Raw genomic sequence first — 14,569 nt, forward strand, 5'->3', positions numbered from 1 at the left:
CCGGCGCGACGCTCTATTGGGTCGTAGCATGCCGTCATTTTGGCCTCGCTGCGGCCAACGAAGACGCCATGAGTGCCGCCGCCATGCGCATCAAATCACGACACAACGCGGCAATATCATCGGCTTCGCGTGGCGTGATCACCATATCAGCCTCGGCATCAGCTACCGTTCCCGCCAATGCGCCGACTTGGCGCGCGATAGATAAGGCCTTCGCCTGAATCGAGGATGCATCTGTCTCATCGGCCGGTTGAGTGGCAATGATTCGACCATATTGCGCGTTCAGTGCGTCGAGCCACTCAAGCGCCTGGGCCTGGACTTTTTCCTGCATCCATTCGGTCAGTAGTTCGACCATTTCCAGCGAAATCGACTCACCGTCGACATGCCGTAATCGAGTGCGCAGCGTCTCCGGGTGGATGGTTTTGCCGCGGCGCACGGTGAGAAACTGGGCCGCATCGGCCAGGCCTCCAGGCGTCGCCCGAATGCTGTTGTAGAGGACGTCGCGCCAATCGGCGCCAGAATATCGGCTCGTCATGGCGCCTACCCTAAATCGGAAATAAAGTGCAACCCTGAAATTTCGTTGATTTCAGGGTTTCGGAGGTTTGCGTGGCGGCATACGATGACGTCAATCCGTACAAACACGAATTCGGGAAGCCACAATGGAAATGATGACACTCGTCGAGGACACTGCCGCCATGACCGAGGAAGAAATTGAATGTCTGCTGGAGCAGGCGAAGGAACTGGCTCGCCATACGTTTGAGAGACCGGGCCGAGAGCATGTGCTGGGCGTTTACCGCCGCCTGCTCTGGAACCATGAACACGGCCTGGATGATGCTGGCGCTACCACGCTGCATTAGAGAGGCCAATCCTAATGTCGCAAGATTAAAGATTACCACCCGTAAGCTATACATGAGTGATCTCTTGCGAATCGGACGTGAATTCGGAAACAAGCTCGGCAGTCGTCAAGCGCGAATCCGCAAAAACAAGGCGCTGAATAACGTCAAGACTAGGCTTTTTCCCGCGCCATCGCGTGGCGATCTGCCATAGATATCCGGCATCTACCCCCGCTTTATGCGCGAGGAGTTTGCGGTCATTTGAGTCAAGCGATTGGTAGAGGTCTGTTAGCTTCATACGGCAATATTAGCGCGGCGCTATGCATAAAGTCAATAGCGCCGCGCTATGCCAGATGATTAGCTCTGCGCTGTCTAATTGCTACTTATGAAAACTGTCGAAGAAGTACGCCGCATCCGTTTAAAAATGCTCATTAATGAAGTGGGCGGAAGGGCGGCTGACCTGAATAGAGCCACGGGCAAGATTGACCGGGATTCAACTTATAGCCAAATACTAAATCAATCGCTGGGCAGCAAAACAGGAAAACCGAAACAAATGGGGTCGCCGCTTGCGAGAGAGCTAGAGATTGCGCGCAACAAAGAGGTCGGCTGGATGGATACCGACCCGGATCTTTCGAATGAGGCATGGCCATTTTCGGTGATTCAGAAAAGTCGGATTCTGGCATTAGATCGTGAAGACATAATTCGCTTGGAAGCCGCTCTTCAGGTAATAGCGAAAAAACTAAATCTGAACATATAGTTTTGGATGGAATTTATGGCGCATTTCCCTTATTGAGTAACAGAAATTTAGTTTGATGTGGTTTTGTAAGGAGATTTTATGGGGTGGTTTTCCGATAATTTCACAAAGTCCGATTCCATGCGCGATGCCAACGGGCAGCCGCGTGTTCTCGCATTTCGGTCCGAGGCGGTGGCAGAGCGACAGATTGATGAGCTTATAGGATTGGTAAAAGGAGTATTGGCAGACGGAGCCATTTGTCAAGAAGAGGTCGAATTCCTATATGGCTGGATGACTACAAATAAGGGGGCCGCCGATGTTTGGCCGGCCAACGTTCTTTACCCGCGAATTTCAGACGCTTTGTCTGATGGGCATATGGATGCCGATGAGGAAAAAGAAATAATGGAACTGCTCCTCGCTGCGGTGGGTGGCAATACAGCCCCTTTGCATGGGCAGCATAGCAATAGCTCCACATTGCCCTTATGCAAACCCGTTCCTGTCATCGAATTTGAACACCACAGTTTTTGTTTTACAGGGAAATTCAATAGTGGCACTCGTACTTGGTGCGAGGAGCAGGTCCAGCTACGCGGCGGAATCTCAGCATCGGGGATTACCAAGAAGCTCAACTATCTCGTCATTGGTGAGATAGGAAGTCGAGATTGGCTGCATTCCACTTATGGGTTGAAGATTAACAAAGCAATCGAATACCGAAACTCAGGAACTCCGTTGCACATTGTCAGCGAACAATCTTGGTATGAACGTTTAGCAGGATGATATGCATATATTCAGAACAATAGCGACTTCAATTCGAGAAGGTCTTTCAACGCAGGAACTTTGGTTGGCTGAAGACAACGGCTTGATTGCATGTTGGGAGCGTGGGCGACAGATGGCACTGGATGAGCCAGAAGTCGCCGAAGCCGCTATGGCCGACGAATTGGTTCCGCTGCCATGGAAAGGTGGCGTCGGAACAACCACCAAGAACAAACATAAATATGGAACGCTACGCTACCTGGCAATGTGGCAAGGCCTTAGAAAGGAAGATCTTGACATCGATACGGCCGAGGAACGACAACTATTTTGCCGGCGTTTTGAGACCATGGTTACATTTACGCAAGATAAAACGAAATACTAAAATCTCTGAATTTCCCATACGCTCCATTTTCTTATCGGCAAACTAGGGCAAATCCCAATCTCTCAGCAAAACCGGCGTCATTTCTGGCTTTACGCTGAACTCGGTCGAATCTGTTGGCATTTTTATTCTTGCACTGTATAAATATACAGTGCAATATTAAGCTACAGAAGGAATTGTATTGGGAGACCTGTATGTCGAAACATATTAAAAAGAAGCATGACCGCCCGCCGAGTCCCACCGGGAAGCCAATGCTGTGTCTGGGAATAGGCATTACGGAAGGCGCGGATCGGTATGTCCAAAAGCCGCTAACAGAGATTGATTTTGACCTAGAAAAGCAAGCCGTACGGCAAATTTTAGATAGTGTACTGAGGCTGCAAACCTATATTGCTTTGAGAGAACGACAAAAATAAGGCTAACCATAGCCTAGCAACAGACCTGCTTGCGCAGGTTATTTTTTGTCTGATTAAAAATTAATTAGCGCCCCGCTATTGACAAATAGATTAGCGCGGCGCTAGTATATCTCCATCGAACGACCAACTCGGCCACACACCGACTACAAGATGGAGAACGCCTTGACCCTAATCACCCCCACCCAATCCGAAATCATCCTGCCCTGCGCGCCAGGCGAATTTTGCGCAGAGGAGGGCGGTTCCCTGGCCGGCATCATGCGCGGCGATACCGGCTTGCTCTACTGCCTATTTACCTCCGATATCGAGACTGAAATCGCCAGCGTGGAGTGGGGCGGTTATGGCAAGAAGGAAGCGATCGCCAATTCCAAATGGGATGGCCTGGCCAACACCCGCGAGTTGGTCGCCTCCAAGATTGCGCATCCTGCCGCCGAACAAATTGCGGCGCTCACGATAAACGGGCACTCGGACTGGTACCTGGCCGCCCAACGTGAAAGCGCCCTGTGCTGGGCCAACGTCCCGCATTTGTTCAAAGGTGCCTGGTATTTGACCAGTACCCAGTACTCGCCCGACGACGCCTGGATCCAGACCTTCGGCTATGGCAACCAGCTCATCACCGGCAAGGGCAGCACCTGCCGGGCGCGTGCTGTCCGCAGATCAATCATTCAGTAATTCAGTCATTTCGACGGCTGTGCCGTCGATCTTTCTCATATTGAATCGAGGTTCGCCATGCATTCAAACCATATTTCAAATCGCCACACCGCCGGCGCCGGCATCCAGGGCGAATGGTCGAACAAGACAACGGATCGACCGCTGACGCCGCGCGACCTATTGGTATCTGCTTGCGTTTTGGGTGCGGCATATCTGGTGGTTTGCATGGCTGCGGCAGCAGGGTTCTGAACATGCGCAGCCACGTCACTGAAGCCCAGTTGCTCGAGGCATTGCATGCCTCGCGGCTGACCGTGTGCCTGGCTGCAGCCTTGCAGTCACCTGCGCTGGCGATTGCGCTGACCAACACGGCGTTGGCTATTGCCAGCCGCCAAACCTTTAAACCTCGCCCAGCCGCCATCGATCACAAGCGGCGAGCGGCGGGCGACATTGATTAAGAGAAGTCATGGAACAAGATCAACTTAAAGAAGCATACCGATGGCTGGAGTCCCTGCAATGGGATGGAGTCGATCGTTTGAGCACTTGGCTCACGGTCTGTCTGGGTGTTGCAAATACGGCCTATACGCAACAAGTAGGCGGACTCTGGATACACCAGGCCGTCAACCGATTAATCAGGCCTGGCAGCAAGGCTGACTATGTGCTGGTCCTGGACGGCCCTCAAGGCCTTGGAAAGTCCAGCGCATTACGCGCATTAGCAGGGCCTTGGTTTTCTGATGCGCCGCTGGATTTGAGCAGTAAAGACGCATTTATGTCGATCAGCGGTTCGTGGATTCACGAAATTACAGAAATCGATTCGTTGTCGCAGTCGGACGCAATGCTCATGAAAGCCTTTCTTACTCAAGATCGAGATCAGTACCGGCTTCCTTATGCCTCGCGGATAACCAGCCACCCGCGCCAAACTGTATTTGCGGCTACCAGCAATAATTTCGCCGGCGCGAAATACCTAACGTCAGGTCGACGCTTCTTGCCAGTTCGGTGCACGGCGATTGATCTACCTCTTATTCATGCAATACGAGAGCAATTATTTTCTCAAGCGCTATATGAAATCACACCCAGCAATCTGACTATTCCTCAAAGGATCGCAAAATGAATCACGGTCCCTACCGAATTCTCGGTCTGGCAGGGCGGGCCGGCGCCGGAAAGGACACGGCAGCCGATGTGCTATGCCAGTCATACCAGTTCTGTCGACTGGCCTTTGCCGATGCCTTGCGCGCCGAAATAGTCCAGGCCTTCGGTATTGATCCTGGGCTGTTTCATGTCTCGACCAAAGAACAGAAAACCCCCGACCTGGCGATCGGTCGCTGCAACGACGGCGTTTTTATGCAAATCATGGTCAAACTGGGCGTCAGCGTTACGGCCCCACGATCACCGCGCGAAATCATGCGCTGGTGGGGCACGGAATACCGTCGTGCAAAACATCCCACTTACTGGCTTGATAAAGCTAATGAATCGATCGATGCAGCGGCGCGACGCGGCTTTCGGCGCATCGTCATCACCGACGTTCGCTTCGCAAATGAAGCGGACTTTGTGCGCGGCCTGGGCGGCCAAGTTTGGATGATTAAACGTACTTTGGCGGAGATGGCCGCAGCAACCCACGAATCTGAGACTCAGTTGGCCTTGATCCATCCCGACGCCGAGATAAAAAATAATCGTTCGATGGTGTCGTTTGCCAACGAAGTCCTCAGAACCTATGAGGCCCAGTATGAAGCCGCGTAAACCATACAGGCCGCGCCTGGTGCGCATTCCCGTCACGGGCCTGCGCGATCAGATTGCATTGCACATGCATGCCGCGCTGGTCTGTCTGGAGGCCAACCCTGGGCAGGACGCCTTCGATGGACTTGGCGCGATTTTCAACGTCATCGGATTGACCATCGAGCACGATTCCCGGCTGTCGCACGAGGCCCGCCTTATTGCGGGCGGGGCCGCGGCAATGAATCAGATCGAGGCCAAAGTGTGCCAGCACAAGCTGGTGCCTCAGAACCATGAAATTGCGCCAATTCGAATCGCCGTCAACGCCATAGACCGAATTTTGCCTTGGCTCGATGTCTCTCGGATGCATTTGGCGCAAATGCAGCTGCGCATGCTGCAGCGCCCGACAACCGATGTTTTATCTACACATTCAACGAGGAGCGTATGAATACAACAACTTTAGCGCTGGTGCCTGGCGCGCAAATGGAGGGCGGCTTTCTGAGCGGCATGTTTCGCATCGGTAACGACACGCATGGTCTTGTCGTTGCGCCAAAAGACCTGGGCGAACTCAAAGGCAAATGGAACTCGACCTACAGCGACGTGCCAGGCGCGAAAAGTTATTGCGATGGCTTGGCCAACACTGAGGCCATGGCTGCGGCCGGCAGCAGTCTGGCCAGAAACATCCTGGCCTTATCAATCGACGGTTTTGGCGATTGGTATCTGGCGAGCCGCGATGAGCTCGAATTGATGTATCGCTTCTTAAAACCATCCGCTTATGAGAACGTCTGCACATTTCGGGACGGCGATAACCCCAGCAGCTCTCCGGTCGGCTATCCCTACACAAAAACAAATCCCGCACAGACGAGTGTGCCTGAATTTCGAAAGGGCGGCACACAGGCGTTTGAAGACGATTGGTATGTGACCAGTACCCAGTATTCGCCCGGCGGCGCCTGGGTCCAGGGCTTCGGCGATGGCGACCAGAACGTCGACAACGAGGACGACACCTGCCGGGCGCGTGCTGTCCGCAGATTCAAAATTTAATCATTCAATTATTTAGCCGCTGGCGCAGCCAGCGGACCAAGGAACGTTCATGATCCGAATCAAACAAGTGACACGATGGGAATTCCCCGACGATACGCCGATCGATTGTCTCAAATTGGTAGAAACGCAGCCATGCCCAATTTTCACTGGCATTTTATCGATGGCAGACGCACCAAAAATCGGCAAGCCGTGGGAAGGCCAGGGCGGCGTTTACGCAGGAATGATGCGTGGCTACGACGGCGTGCCCGACTATCCCCTTATCGTGCCCACTCACTCTCATGCAGAGATGAGCAAAATTGCCTGGGGCTCGCAAGGGAAGGAGGAGCCGGACGCGGCGAGCGAATGGGATGGTTTGGCGAACACACGAGCCCTGATCAACAGCAACGATCATCCAGCGGCCCGCTGGGCTCATAACCTCATGATCGATGGGCATTCGGATTTTTACCTACCATCGCGCCGGGAATTAAGGCTGATGTGGATGAATGTGCCCGAACTCTTTGGAGACGGCTGTTATTGGTCGTCTACCCAGTGTTCGCCCGGCTTCGCCTGGGTCCAGGTCTTCGGCAATGGCGGCCAGAACGTCAGCCACGAGGGCGGCCCCTACCGGGCGCGTGCTGTCCGCAGATTAATCATTCAGTAATTCAATCATTTGGCGCGTAGCGCCTTTTACCATGGCCATCCATACCGACCTGTCCATTTATGAACTTGCCAGTGATTTGCTCGATGTCGCCGTCGACCTCACCTGCAACTTTCCGCGTAATGTGCGCAATCTCGGCCTGCGCATCAACGATGCGTGCATTTCCATGATTGTGCTTATTGCTCAAGCCAATGCAGCCAGGAATAAGGTTCCGTTTTTGGACGAGTTGCTGGAACATCTGCATGTCGTCGAGATCTTGCTTCGGCTGTCGCTGAGCAAGAGGTTTATTGTCCCCAAACAATACGCACGAGCTGCGGGTGTATGCAACCGCATCGGCAAACAGGCCGGCGGGTGGCGGAAAAGCTCTGCAGCGAGGCCAGTTGTATGACTGTCACGGCAATCATGCCCGAGCCTATTTTGAATCTGGTCGCGCCGCCGGCCCACAAGGCTGCCGACATGCGCACTCAGGATATCGCTGGCTACGGCCAGACCCGATCCTGCGCAGTTTCCCCACTGATCGACACGAGTCTTCGGCGGGGCGACGTAGATAGCGCGAATCAACCCAGTATTCGCCCAACAACGCCTGGATCCAGAACTTCGGCAATGGCAACCAGAACATCAACAACAAGGACAACACCTACCGGGCGCGTGCTGTCCGCAGATCCAATCGCTGCAGCATCTTTCGAAGATCTGGTGCTGGCTTACCTCGACTGTCGTCGGCATAAACGTACCAGCAACAGCGCGCTGGCGTTTGAAATAAACCTCGAGCGCAATTTGTGCGAACTCTTCGACGAGCTGTCCAACGGCGAATATCGTCCTGGCCGCTCGATTTGTTTTGTGGTGACTCGCCCGAAGGCTCGCGAAGTCTGGGCGGCTGATTTTCGAGACCGAATTGTTCACCACTTACTTTATAACCACGTCGCAGATCGATTTCTGCCAGGCTTCATTGCCAATAGCTGCGCCTGCATTCCGGGGCGCGGCACGCTCTATGCCGCCGAGCGCCTCGAGCACGATGTTCGCAGTATTACCGAAAACTGGAGCAAGCCAGCCTGGTATCTGAAGTGCGATCTGGCCAACTTCTTCGTGGCGATCGACAAACGAATTTTGCACCAGCAACTCATTGCTCGAATTTCGGAGCCGTGGTGGCGCCGCCTCGCGGAAACCATTCTTTTCCACGATCCGCGCACCGATGTGGACGTGCGTTGTCAGCCTTCATTGCTGCACCTGGTACCGCCTCACAAGAGCCTCTTTAATGCGCCGGACGATTTTGGCCTGCCGATCGGCAATCTGAGCAGCCAGTTTTTTGCCAATGTGTACCTGAACGCGCTGGACCAGCATGCGAAGCATCGGCTGCGCGCGCGCCGCTATGTTCGCTATGTGGACGACTTTATTTTTCTGCATGAATCGACTGACTGGTTGCGCGCCACGCTGGCCGATGTGACCAAGTTTCTTCCGGCGCGTCTGGGCGCGCACCTGAACCCGCGCAAGACCATTTTGCAGCGCGCCGACCGAGGCATTGACTTTGTCGGCCATGTCATCAAGCCATGGCGTCGAACGACACGACGCAAGACGATCAATGTCGCCCTGAGTCGTATCGAACAAATGCCTCAGACAGATGTATACGCAGCCGCCAACAGCTATTTCGGCCTGTTGAGACAGGCAACCCACAGCCACACCGACCGTACCCGCCTCGCCAACGCATTGCGCCGGCATGGTCGGACCGTCAACGGCGGCATAACAAAAATCTACAGGAGCAAATATGACCAATGACATTTCTCGGTTGGCAATCGAAATCGCTGATGAAGCGGCCGCGATGGATATCAATGCCTATTGCATCAAAACGACGATCGATAACCGGGCGTGGCTCAACACGCAGCGATCGAAATATTCAGCCGATGACCTGGCCGTGATCGCCAGGGCGACACGGTATCTTGACGCGCGCGGAATGCTGGCTCGGCACGCTCAGAATCGTAATTTGGTGGCGCTCGATGCGGGAGGCCGCCATGCTCACTGAAAAGAAGAGGCCGCGCATCGACCGCGATCTCGTTTTCATTTATTCAGCGCTGGCCGCGGCGGCCGGGCTCGTCGTGTTTGTGTTTGCCTATTTGATCGCGGTGAGCGTATGAATAAGCCAATCCCACATCTCGATCCGGATTCGGGGGTCAGCCAGTTTGAGCGGCACATGATGATCCTGACCGCTTTGTATTGCGGCTATGCGGGCTTCGGCCTCTGGATGTTGTGCGTGACGGCCGCCGGGAGATAGGTCATGAAAACCGCGTTGATCTTTCTTGGACTGATTGCTTTTTTAGCCTATTGCGGCCTGGTCTGCTACCTGTATTTGACAGGGTGGATCTGATGCAACGCCGCGCCACCGACAACATCAATCGAGTACCCACCATGAACGAAACCGATCGACTGAATTTTGTACTCGCACATTATGCGACTCAGTTTTTGGAGATTGCCTATTGCCAGCACGACCACACCACGCTCTACCGTGTGCCGGGAACTATTCCGTTTTATCCGACGGCTCGCGATGCTATTGATGGCGGCATCGCTGCGGAAAAGCTGAAAGGGCTGTTGTGACCCACTTATCCACCGATCTTGTGAATAACCCATTGGATAACCTTGGGTCAATTCATGAAACCGTAATAAATCCGGAGCCCAAAGGTTCTATGGTCAAGGAAAATCCAATGATCGACCTCAAACAACTCAAATCTGCGGCCGTCGCTGCCGGCGGAACTGCCTGGAAATGGTGGGACTCCTGCTCATTTCGCCGCCTGACGTTCGAGAAGGGGCAGCACACTCGCGATGGCGATGCCCTGAGTGGCTGCATCCAGCCATCTGATGGGCATCCAGACGTGCAAATGGGGCCCGGCGTTCGTGAATTTATTGAGCTGGCCAGTCCGGCGGCGATTATCGAAATAGTTGAACGTCTTGATTCGGCAACGTCCAATCACTCTTGCCCTCACGAAGAGTGTGCCGAGCCCGATCGATGCTCGCAAGCCGCGGCATGCGTGGATTCTTGGGGATATGTCAATGCGCATGTAACGGCGCAGGGGCCGAGCGTGCCTGAAGGTCTTATCGCAGCATTGCGCAACCAGCGCCGGATTGACAAGGACGGCTCCGAGGTTGCGGTAAGTCGCCAAGCGGTTGACAAAGCGGCCGATTTGCTTGACAAACTCGCCACCCTATCAGCAGACGGACAGACGCGGCAGGATTTGCAAACTAGTGACCAGGCGAACATACAACACGCCGAGAATTGCAAAGACGATGATTGTGACCGGTGCAATGCACTGCTTGAGTTCTATATGGCCTGTGACAAGTGCGGGCACATCGGAAATAAGGATGCTTCCGGCTGGGCCAAGGTCGGGGATCAATTTTTCTGCAAGGGCTGTGCGCAGCAGGACGCCGATAAGGTGGATTCGCAGCCGCTAACTGGCGACGAAATCCGCGCAGCAGTTAAAGCGGCTCGCAATGCTAGCGGACCATCGGACGCCACCCAACCGGGCGAATACGTGCTTGCAGGAGCTCAGGCAGCTATCGCAAAGGCAGCGCCGGCGATGGCAGGAGTGCCTGTAGCATCAGTCAATCCGCAAATCACTCTTACTCTACGTCAGGCAGTGGAGCTCGTTGAGTTCTTCGGCGGCTGTGATGCGGAAGTAAGTATTGGGGAATGCCCTTTTGATCCGCCTGGATTGTATGCGTGGTGCACAGAGTATCCCGAGGAAGGCTCGCAATACCTAGGCCCGACTGAGGTTGATGACGATCTTGCTGTGAACGGCATTCAGCCGGCCAGCAGGGAGGATGCGAGGGATGCTGCGCGGTATCGCTACCTTCGCGATCATGTCTGCAACTCGCTTCATCTAAGCCGCGACGGCGATCATGCGTGCAACTATGTCACAGCTAAGGAATGGATCGAGAAATTCGCGCCTGCCGACGACTTTGCTGATATTGACCCAGTTGAATTGGAACGTATGAAGGCGACCAATACCATTTGGTGCTTACAAATCTACCCCGACACACCGGTAGGGTTCAATGTCTGGAATGGCGCCACCCTAGATTCCGTTATCAATAAAGCCATGCAGCAGGAGGGCCAGCCATGAAATCCATAGCCCAGCAAATCGAATTGGTCAGCGGACTCACAGATACGACCGATCTCAGCCAATGGGAAAACGAGTTCGTTAAAAGTGTATATGTGCAGTTTCAGCAGGCCGGGAAGATAACCACCAGCTTGAGTGGAAAACAAGTCGAAATCATAGATCGCATTTATTCAAAGAATTTTGGGTGATCGGATCATGAGCGACTACCTTACTGCTGACGAGCTGGCGGACCTCATCCAGTGCAAGCCCAATCAACGAATAATGATGGTCCGTTGGCTTGAAGATCATCGCTGGAAATTCGATACAGGGCGCAATGGACTCCCCCGCGTGCTGAAAACCTATCGGGACAAGAAGCTAGGTCTCAATAATGACGAAAAAAAACAACTCGACACCGCGCCCAATCTCGACGCGTTCGTGGCAAAAAACCGGAATCCGGCGACTGTACAAGCTGGTCGGCGCCCGTAAGGTTTCCTACACTTATAAGTATCCTGACGGGCACAGTGAAACCCTGGCCAGCGCCGAGCTGGGCGACCGCACCGCGCTGGCTAAGGCCGAGGTCATCGCCAAACGCCTAGCACTGGATATCCAACAGGGCCAGATCATCGCCAACTCCGTGGCCGAGATGATCGAGCGATTTGTCGACCATGTGGCGCCCACACACTATCTCGATCAGAGCAAGGACGGGATTGCCACACGCGCATTGGCTGCCCGCAATCTGAAGCTGTTTTTCGGAAAAATGTTGCCGGCGAGCCTGAAAACTCTGCATGGCTATCAATACCTCGATGCTCGTGCCCAGGCCGGGGCGCCGGCGGGCGCAAACAAGGAAATGGCCCTTATGTCCACAATCTGTCATCAGGGCGTCAAGTGGGGCTTGATGGAGCGCAATCCTTTCACTGACATGATCAAAAACAAGACCGAAACTAATGTGCGTACAGTGCAGCGGCGCCAGGTCGTTCGGTTTTATCTATGGGCTTTGCGGCAACAGCAGGCATATCGAACGATGGGCATTGCCGCCATGTTTTCGTACTTGACTGGGTTTCGTGCGGCCGAGGTTCGCCCATTTATGAAGTCCGGCATTAAGGCCGCCGGCGTCGAGGTCATAAGCGCAAAGCGGAAAAAAGGGGAGAATCGAGTCACCAAATTTCGTGATTGGTCGCCGCGGCTGAGAGTGGTCGTCGCGCGGGCGCTACAACGCAAAGAGAAAATACAGGGCGTATATTTATTTGCATCGACGCGCAAAGCCCGCGCCTACACGCGGTCCGGCTGGTCAGCGACATGGCAGGATGCCATGGCGTTGTACCTGGGCGTAACCGACGAAATGGTCACCCACCACCCAGGATACTTCGCGCTTCAGGACGTGCGGCCTGTGGCTATCACGCAAAAAATGGAACAGCGGTCAGCAGATGTCTATGATTTTGCAGCTCACGCAAACCCGAGCACAACACATCAAAATTATGACCGGCGGCGCGTCAAAAGAGCGAGTGCAACGGAGTAGTAAATTCTACAATTCCGGTTTTCGTTCTACTTTTTATATTATGAAAACTTGCGAAACTGTAATGTATTGATTTTAAAGGTGTTTTGGGGTGACCGATGGGGCTCGAACCCACGACAACTGGAATCACAATCCAGGACTCTACCAACTGAGCTACGGTCACCACTGCTCAATCGAACGCATGGCTCTGAAAGAGAACGTGATTCTAGCATGAACTTGGAAAGTTGTTCCAGGCCGTGCCCGGTGCGCATGCGGATCGAAGCGGCCGTTCCGTTGGGTCGATGCGCATGCCTTTCTTCGCTTTTCCGGAACTAATTTTCAATTCGATTGTTCGAATAATGTATCGGACATTGCGCCTGCCATACAGGTTCGGTGCGCAATGCTTGAATATCGAGGACTGGCCGGGCGCGCAATTCGTTTCTTGCCAGGGCCGGTCGGTACTTTGTGTAGATACAGTTGGCCCGGTTTTGGTTTGATAATTGGAAACTGCCGGTAACATTAATTTCTGGCTAACTCTATGGAAACAAGGGAAAACCCTTAAATTGTTCAAGCCCGATATTCGATTTTGTAACTGATCGATACGATCGAGTGGTTACAAATGACTGTCTATCCTCTACGATAGATATTCGGCAATCCTTCAAAAAAGGTGTTAGTTATCATGAAAAAACTTTACACAACTCTTTTTGTTGCAGCCATGTTGGCAAGTCCTTACGCTGTTGCGGCCCCGGCCCAGCATAAAATGTCGCACGAAGCCTGGATAGCTGCGCAAAAGATAGATATTCCCCCTACCATCAAAATGACGGAAACCAAGATCCCGGCCGGCTCCGAGGCGTCGGGTTCGTCCATGCAGCATCAGATGCCGTCATCGACCAAAATGCCGACGGAATCCATGCCGGCCAACCAGATGCCCACTAGTGGGCAGCCCATGACTATGCCGCACAAGTAAACGCATCAGGCGGCGTGTGGCGGTCAGGCCGGTCGACTAAGACAGCGAATTTCCGGTGAAGGTGTTGCACTGGCCCGTATCGCCGCTTTTGAAGCCGCGTGTGAACCACTGCACTCGCTGTGCCGAGGTGCCGTGGGTAAATGAGTCGGGCACCACATAGCCCTGCGCCTGTTTTTGCAGGCGGTCGTCGCCAATGGCGGTGGCGGCGTTCAGGGCTTCTTCTATGTCTCCGGCTTCGAGTGTCTGGCGGTCCGCATTCGAGTGAAACGCCCATACACCGGCAAAGCAGTCGGCCTGCAGTTCGACTCGTACCGATAATTGATTGGCCTGGGTGGAGTTGGCACGGCTACGCAACTGATCGATTTTGTCGGTAATGCCCAGCAAATGCTGTACATGATGGCCTATTTCATGGGCAATCACGTAGGCTTGGGCAAAGTCGCCGGGTGAATGAAGCTGTTGCGCCATTTGCCGGAAGAAGCTCATGTCCAGATAAACCTGGCTGTCGCCCGGGCAGTAGAAAGGGCCCATGGCCGCCTGGCCCACGCCGCAGGCCGTCTGCGTGGCTCCCGTGTAAAGAACCAGTTTGGGCTGCTTATAGGTGCCCCAGCCTTTTTGCTGGAACATTTTGCCCCAGGTGTCTTCGGTATCGGCCAGCACCTTCGCGACGAAGCGTGTTTCGGTATCGCTGGCCGCAGGCCCCGCGTTCTGGCTGGGTTGGCTGACGGACGAGCCTTCCAGATTTTGCAGTACGACGCTGGGATCGACGCCGAAGTAGATGGCGACGAGGGCCAGGACGATGGCGCCTATGCCGATTTTGCCGCGACCTGCCGGCAGCATGCCGCGCCGGTCTTCAACGTTTTCGCTTTCTCTGGAGTTATCTAGACGCATGGCGG

The 14,569-nt window shown here is 54.1% G+C and carries 25 protein-coding genes and 1 tRNA gene; 23 read left to right on the top strand and 3 right to left on the bottom strand.

What is annotated here, in order from left to right:
- Positions 1-34: 34 nt before the first annotated feature.
- Entirely contained in the window at positions 35-532 is a 498-nt protein-coding gene (locus tag ACYVIS_RS19200; RefSeq protein WP_460874796.1) for a phage regulatory CII family protein, read from the bottom strand.
- A 124-nt stretch (positions 533-656) separates the two neighbouring features.
- On the opposite strand from ACYVIS_RS19200, the gene ACYVIS_RS19205 reads away from it, so the two are divergent.
- From ACYVIS_RS19205 to ACYVIS_RS19310, 22 genes are all read left to right on the top strand, one after another.
- Positions 657-854, top strand: coding sequence for a hypothetical protein (locus ACYVIS_RS19205; RefSeq protein ID WP_460874797.1), 198 nt, complete (start codon positions 657-659; stop codon positions 852-854).
- Positions 855-1,215: 361 nt separating this feature from the next.
- Positions 1,216-1,587, top strand: a complete 372-nt coding sequence (locus tag ACYVIS_RS19210) for a hypothetical protein (RefSeq protein ID WP_460874798.1) — start codon at positions 1,216-1,218, stop codon at positions 1,585-1,587.
- A gap of 78 nt (positions 1,588-1,665) precedes the next feature.
- Positions 1,666-2,337: a BRCT domain-containing protein gene (locus ACYVIS_RS19215; RefSeq protein ID WP_460874799.1), complete on the top strand. Its 672-nt coding sequence runs from the start codon at positions 1,666-1,668 to the stop codon at positions 2,335-2,337.
- A gap of 1 nt (position 2,338) precedes the next feature.
- A complete protein-coding gene (locus ACYVIS_RS19220; protein ID WP_460874800.1) occupies positions 2,339-2,695 on the top strand; it encodes a hypothetical protein in 357 nt (118 codons plus the stop codon).
- A 191-nt stretch (positions 2,696-2,886) separates the two neighbouring features.
- Entirely contained in the window at positions 2,887-3,105 is a 219-nt protein-coding gene (locus ACYVIS_RS19225) for a hypothetical protein (RefSeq protein ID WP_460874801.1), read from the top strand.
- Positions 3,106-3,267: 162 nt separating this feature from the next.
- Positions 3,268-3,774, top strand: coding sequence for an Lcl C-terminal domain-containing protein (locus tag ACYVIS_RS19230; protein WP_460874802.1), 507 nt, complete (start codon positions 3,268-3,270; stop codon positions 3,772-3,774).
- Positions 3,775-4,004: 230 nt separating this feature from the next.
- Positions 4,005-4,208, top strand: a complete 204-nt coding sequence (locus ACYVIS_RS19235) for a hypothetical protein (protein WP_460874803.1) — start codon at positions 4,005-4,007, stop codon at positions 4,206-4,208.
- 8 nt (positions 4,209-4,216) lie between these two features.
- Positions 4,217-4,861, top strand: coding sequence for a VapE domain-containing protein (locus ACYVIS_RS19240; RefSeq protein WP_460874804.1), 645 nt, complete (start codon positions 4,217-4,219; stop codon positions 4,859-4,861).
- Positions 4,862-4,977: 116 nt separating this feature from the next.
- A complete protein-coding gene (locus ACYVIS_RS19245; RefSeq protein WP_460874805.1) occupies positions 4,978-5,487 on the top strand; it encodes a deoxynucleotide monophosphate kinase family protein in 510 nt (169 codons plus the stop codon).
- The gene (locus tag ACYVIS_RS19250) at positions 5,474-5,908 is read left to right on the top strand and encodes a hypothetical protein (protein WP_460874806.1); all 435 of its coding nucleotides are present in this window, start codon (positions 5,474-5,476) and stop codon (positions 5,906-5,908) included. Before ACYVIS_RS19245 ends, ACYVIS_RS19250 begins: the two co-directional genes overlap by 14 nt.
- 35 nt (positions 5,909-5,943) lie before the next feature.
- Complete coding sequence (locus ACYVIS_RS19255) at positions 5,944-6,501, top strand: Lcl C-terminal domain-containing protein (RefSeq protein WP_460874807.1); 558 nt, start codon at positions 5,944-5,946, stop codon at positions 6,499-6,501.
- Positions 6,502-6,550: 49 nt separating this feature from the next.
- Entirely contained in the window at positions 6,551-7,141 is a 591-nt protein-coding gene (locus ACYVIS_RS19260) for an Lcl C-terminal domain-containing protein (protein ID WP_460874808.1), read from the top strand.
- 31 nt (positions 7,142-7,172) lie between these two features.
- Positions 7,173-7,526: a four helix bundle protein gene (locus ACYVIS_RS19265; RefSeq protein ID WP_460874809.1), complete on the top strand. Its 354-nt coding sequence runs from the start codon at positions 7,173-7,175 to the stop codon at positions 7,524-7,526.
- Positions 7,523-8,908: an RNA-directed DNA polymerase gene (locus ACYVIS_RS19270; protein ID WP_460874810.1), complete on the top strand. Its 1,386-nt coding sequence runs from the start codon at positions 7,523-7,525 to the stop codon at positions 8,906-8,908. Before ACYVIS_RS19265 ends, ACYVIS_RS19270 begins: the two co-directional genes overlap by 4 nt.
- Positions 8,898-9,152, top strand: a complete 255-nt coding sequence (locus tag ACYVIS_RS19275; RefSeq protein WP_460874811.1) for a hypothetical protein — start codon at positions 8,898-8,900, stop codon at positions 9,150-9,152. The genes ACYVIS_RS19270 and ACYVIS_RS19275 overlap by 11 nt, the downstream gene beginning before the upstream one ends.
- The gene (locus ACYVIS_RS19280) at positions 9,142-9,264 is read left to right on the top strand and encodes a hypothetical protein (RefSeq protein WP_460874812.1); all 123 of its coding nucleotides are present in this window, start codon (positions 9,142-9,144) and stop codon (positions 9,262-9,264) included. Before ACYVIS_RS19275 ends, ACYVIS_RS19280 begins: the two co-directional genes overlap by 11 nt.
- Complete coding sequence (locus tag ACYVIS_RS19285) at positions 9,261-9,401, top strand: hypothetical protein (RefSeq protein WP_460874814.1); 141 nt, start codon at positions 9,261-9,263, stop codon at positions 9,399-9,401. The genes ACYVIS_RS19280 and ACYVIS_RS19285 overlap by 4 nt, the downstream gene beginning before the upstream one ends.
- 134 nt (positions 9,402-9,535) lie before the next feature.
- A complete protein-coding gene (locus ACYVIS_RS19290; protein ID WP_460874816.1) occupies positions 9,536-9,721 on the top strand; it encodes a hypothetical protein in 186 nt (61 codons plus the stop codon).
- Positions 9,722-9,828: 107 nt separating this feature from the next.
- Entirely contained in the window at positions 9,829-11,241 is a 1,413-nt protein-coding gene (locus ACYVIS_RS19295; protein WP_460874817.1) for a hypothetical protein, read from the top strand.
- A complete protein-coding gene (locus tag ACYVIS_RS19300) occupies positions 11,238-11,426 on the top strand; it encodes a hypothetical protein (protein WP_460874818.1) in 189 nt (62 codons plus the stop codon). The genes ACYVIS_RS19295 and ACYVIS_RS19300 overlap by 4 nt, the downstream gene beginning before the upstream one ends.
- A 7-nt stretch (positions 11,427-11,433) precedes the next feature.
- Positions 11,434-11,703: a DUF4224 domain-containing protein gene (locus ACYVIS_RS19305; protein ID WP_460874819.1), complete on the top strand. Its 270-nt coding sequence runs from the start codon at positions 11,434-11,436 to the stop codon at positions 11,701-11,703.
- Positions 11,606-12,733: a hypothetical protein gene (locus ACYVIS_RS19310; RefSeq protein WP_460874820.1), complete on the top strand. Its 1,128-nt coding sequence runs from the start codon at positions 11,606-11,608 to the stop codon at positions 12,731-12,733. Before ACYVIS_RS19305 ends, ACYVIS_RS19310 begins: the two co-directional genes overlap by 98 nt.
- Positions 12,734-12,817: 84 nt before the next feature.
- On the opposite strand, the gene ACYVIS_RS19315 is transcribed toward ACYVIS_RS19310, so the two are convergent.
- Positions 12,818-12,893 (bottom strand) — tRNA-His (locus tag ACYVIS_RS19315).
- Between the two features lie 495 nt (positions 12,894-13,388).
- On the opposite strand from ACYVIS_RS19315, the gene ACYVIS_RS19320 reads away from it, so the two are divergent.
- On the top strand, positions 13,389-13,676 hold the full coding sequence (locus tag ACYVIS_RS19320; protein ID WP_460874821.1) for a hypothetical protein: 288 nt from the start codon (positions 13,389-13,391) through the stop codon (positions 13,674-13,676).
- A gap of 36 nt (positions 13,677-13,712) precedes the next feature.
- Here ACYVIS_RS19320 and ypfJ read toward each other — a convergent pair whose 3' ends face one another.
- Positions 13,713-14,564, bottom strand: a complete 852-nt coding sequence (gene ypfJ, locus ACYVIS_RS19325; RefSeq protein ID WP_232743960.1) for a KPN_02809 family neutral zinc metallopeptidase — start codon at positions 14,562-14,564, stop codon at positions 13,713-13,715.
- Positions 14,565-14,569: the final 5 nt, after the last annotated feature.

It is taken from the genome of Paralcaligenes ginsengisoli (assembly GCF_054781135.1).

What these genes read in the sequence shown, in the direction of transcription:
- ACYVIS_RS19200 (WP_460874796.1), bottom strand. Translation starts at nt 532, where the DNA reads ATGACGAGCCGATATTCTGGCGCCGATTGGCGCGACGTCCTCTACAAC.
- ACYVIS_RS19205 (WP_460874797.1), top strand. Translation starts at nt 657, where the DNA reads ATGGAAATGATGACACTCGTCGAGGACACTGCCGCCATGACCGAGGAA.
- ACYVIS_RS19210 (WP_460874798.1), top strand. Translation starts at nt 1,216, where the DNA reads ATGAAAACTGTCGAAGAAGTACGCCGCATCCGTTTAAAAATGCTCATT.
- ACYVIS_RS19215 (WP_460874799.1), top strand. Translation starts at nt 1,666, where the DNA reads ATGGGGTGGTTTTCCGATAATTTCACAAAGTCCGATTCCATGCGCGAT.
- ACYVIS_RS19220 (WP_460874800.1), top strand. Translation starts at nt 2,339, where the DNA reads ATGCATATATTCAGAACAATAGCGACTTCAATTCGAGAAGGTCTTTCA.
- ACYVIS_RS19225 (WP_460874801.1), top strand. Translation starts at nt 2,887, where the DNA reads ATGTCGAAACATATTAAAAAGAAGCATGACCGCCCGCCGAGTCCCACC.
- ACYVIS_RS19235 (WP_460874803.1), top strand. Translation starts at nt 4,005, where the DNA reads ATGCGCAGCCACGTCACTGAAGCCCAGTTGCTCGAGGCATTGCATGCC.
- ACYVIS_RS19240 (WP_460874804.1), top strand. Translation starts at nt 4,217, where the DNA reads ATGGAACAAGATCAACTTAAAGAAGCATACCGATGGCTGGAGTCCCTG.
- ACYVIS_RS19250 (WP_460874806.1), top strand. Translation starts at nt 5,474, where the DNA reads ATGAAGCCGCGTAAACCATACAGGCCGCGCCTGGTGCGCATTCCCGTC.
- ACYVIS_RS19255 (WP_460874807.1), top strand. Translation starts at nt 5,944, where the DNA reads ATGGAGGGCGGCTTTCTGAGCGGCATGTTTCGCATCGGTAACGACACG.
- ACYVIS_RS19260 (WP_460874808.1), top strand. Translation starts at nt 6,551, where the DNA reads ATGATCCGAATCAAACAAGTGACACGATGGGAATTCCCCGACGATACG.
- ACYVIS_RS19265 (WP_460874809.1), top strand. Translation starts at nt 7,173, where the DNA reads ATGGCCATCCATACCGACCTGTCCATTTATGAACTTGCCAGTGATTTG.
- ACYVIS_RS19270 (WP_460874810.1), top strand. Translation starts at nt 7,523, where the DNA reads ATGACTGTCACGGCAATCATGCCCGAGCCTATTTTGAATCTGGTCGCG.
- ACYVIS_RS19275 (WP_460874811.1), top strand. Translation starts at nt 8,898, where the DNA reads ATGACCAATGACATTTCTCGGTTGGCAATCGAAATCGCTGATGAAGCG.
- ACYVIS_RS19280 (WP_460874812.1), top strand. Translation starts at nt 9,142, where the DNA reads ATGCTCACTGAAAAGAAGAGGCCGCGCATCGACCGCGATCTCGTTTTC.
- ACYVIS_RS19285 (WP_460874814.1), top strand. Translation starts at nt 9,261, where the DNA reads ATGAATAAGCCAATCCCACATCTCGATCCGGATTCGGGGGTCAGCCAG.
- ACYVIS_RS19290 (WP_460874816.1), top strand. Translation starts at nt 9,536, where the DNA reads ATGAACGAAACCGATCGACTGAATTTTGTACTCGCACATTATGCGACT.
- ACYVIS_RS19295 (WP_460874817.1), top strand. Translation starts at nt 9,829, where the DNA reads ATGATCGACCTCAAACAACTCAAATCTGCGGCCGTCGCTGCCGGCGGA.
- ACYVIS_RS19300 (WP_460874818.1), top strand. Translation starts at nt 11,238, where the DNA reads ATGAAATCCATAGCCCAGCAAATCGAATTGGTCAGCGGACTCACAGAT.
- ACYVIS_RS19305 (WP_460874819.1), top strand. Translation starts at nt 11,434, where the DNA reads ATGAGCGACTACCTTACTGCTGACGAGCTGGCGGACCTCATCCAGTGC.
- ACYVIS_RS19310 (WP_460874820.1), top strand. Translation starts at nt 11,606, where the DNA reads ATGACGAAAAAAAACAACTCGACACCGCGCCCAATCTCGACGCGTTCG.
- ACYVIS_RS19320 (WP_460874821.1), top strand. Translation starts at nt 13,389, where the DNA reads ATGAAAAAACTTTACACAACTCTTTTTGTTGCAGCCATGTTGGCAAGT.
- ypfJ (WP_232743960.1), bottom strand. Translation starts at nt 14,564, where the DNA reads ATGCGTCTAGATAACTCCAGAGAAAGCGAAAACGTTGAAGACCGGCGC.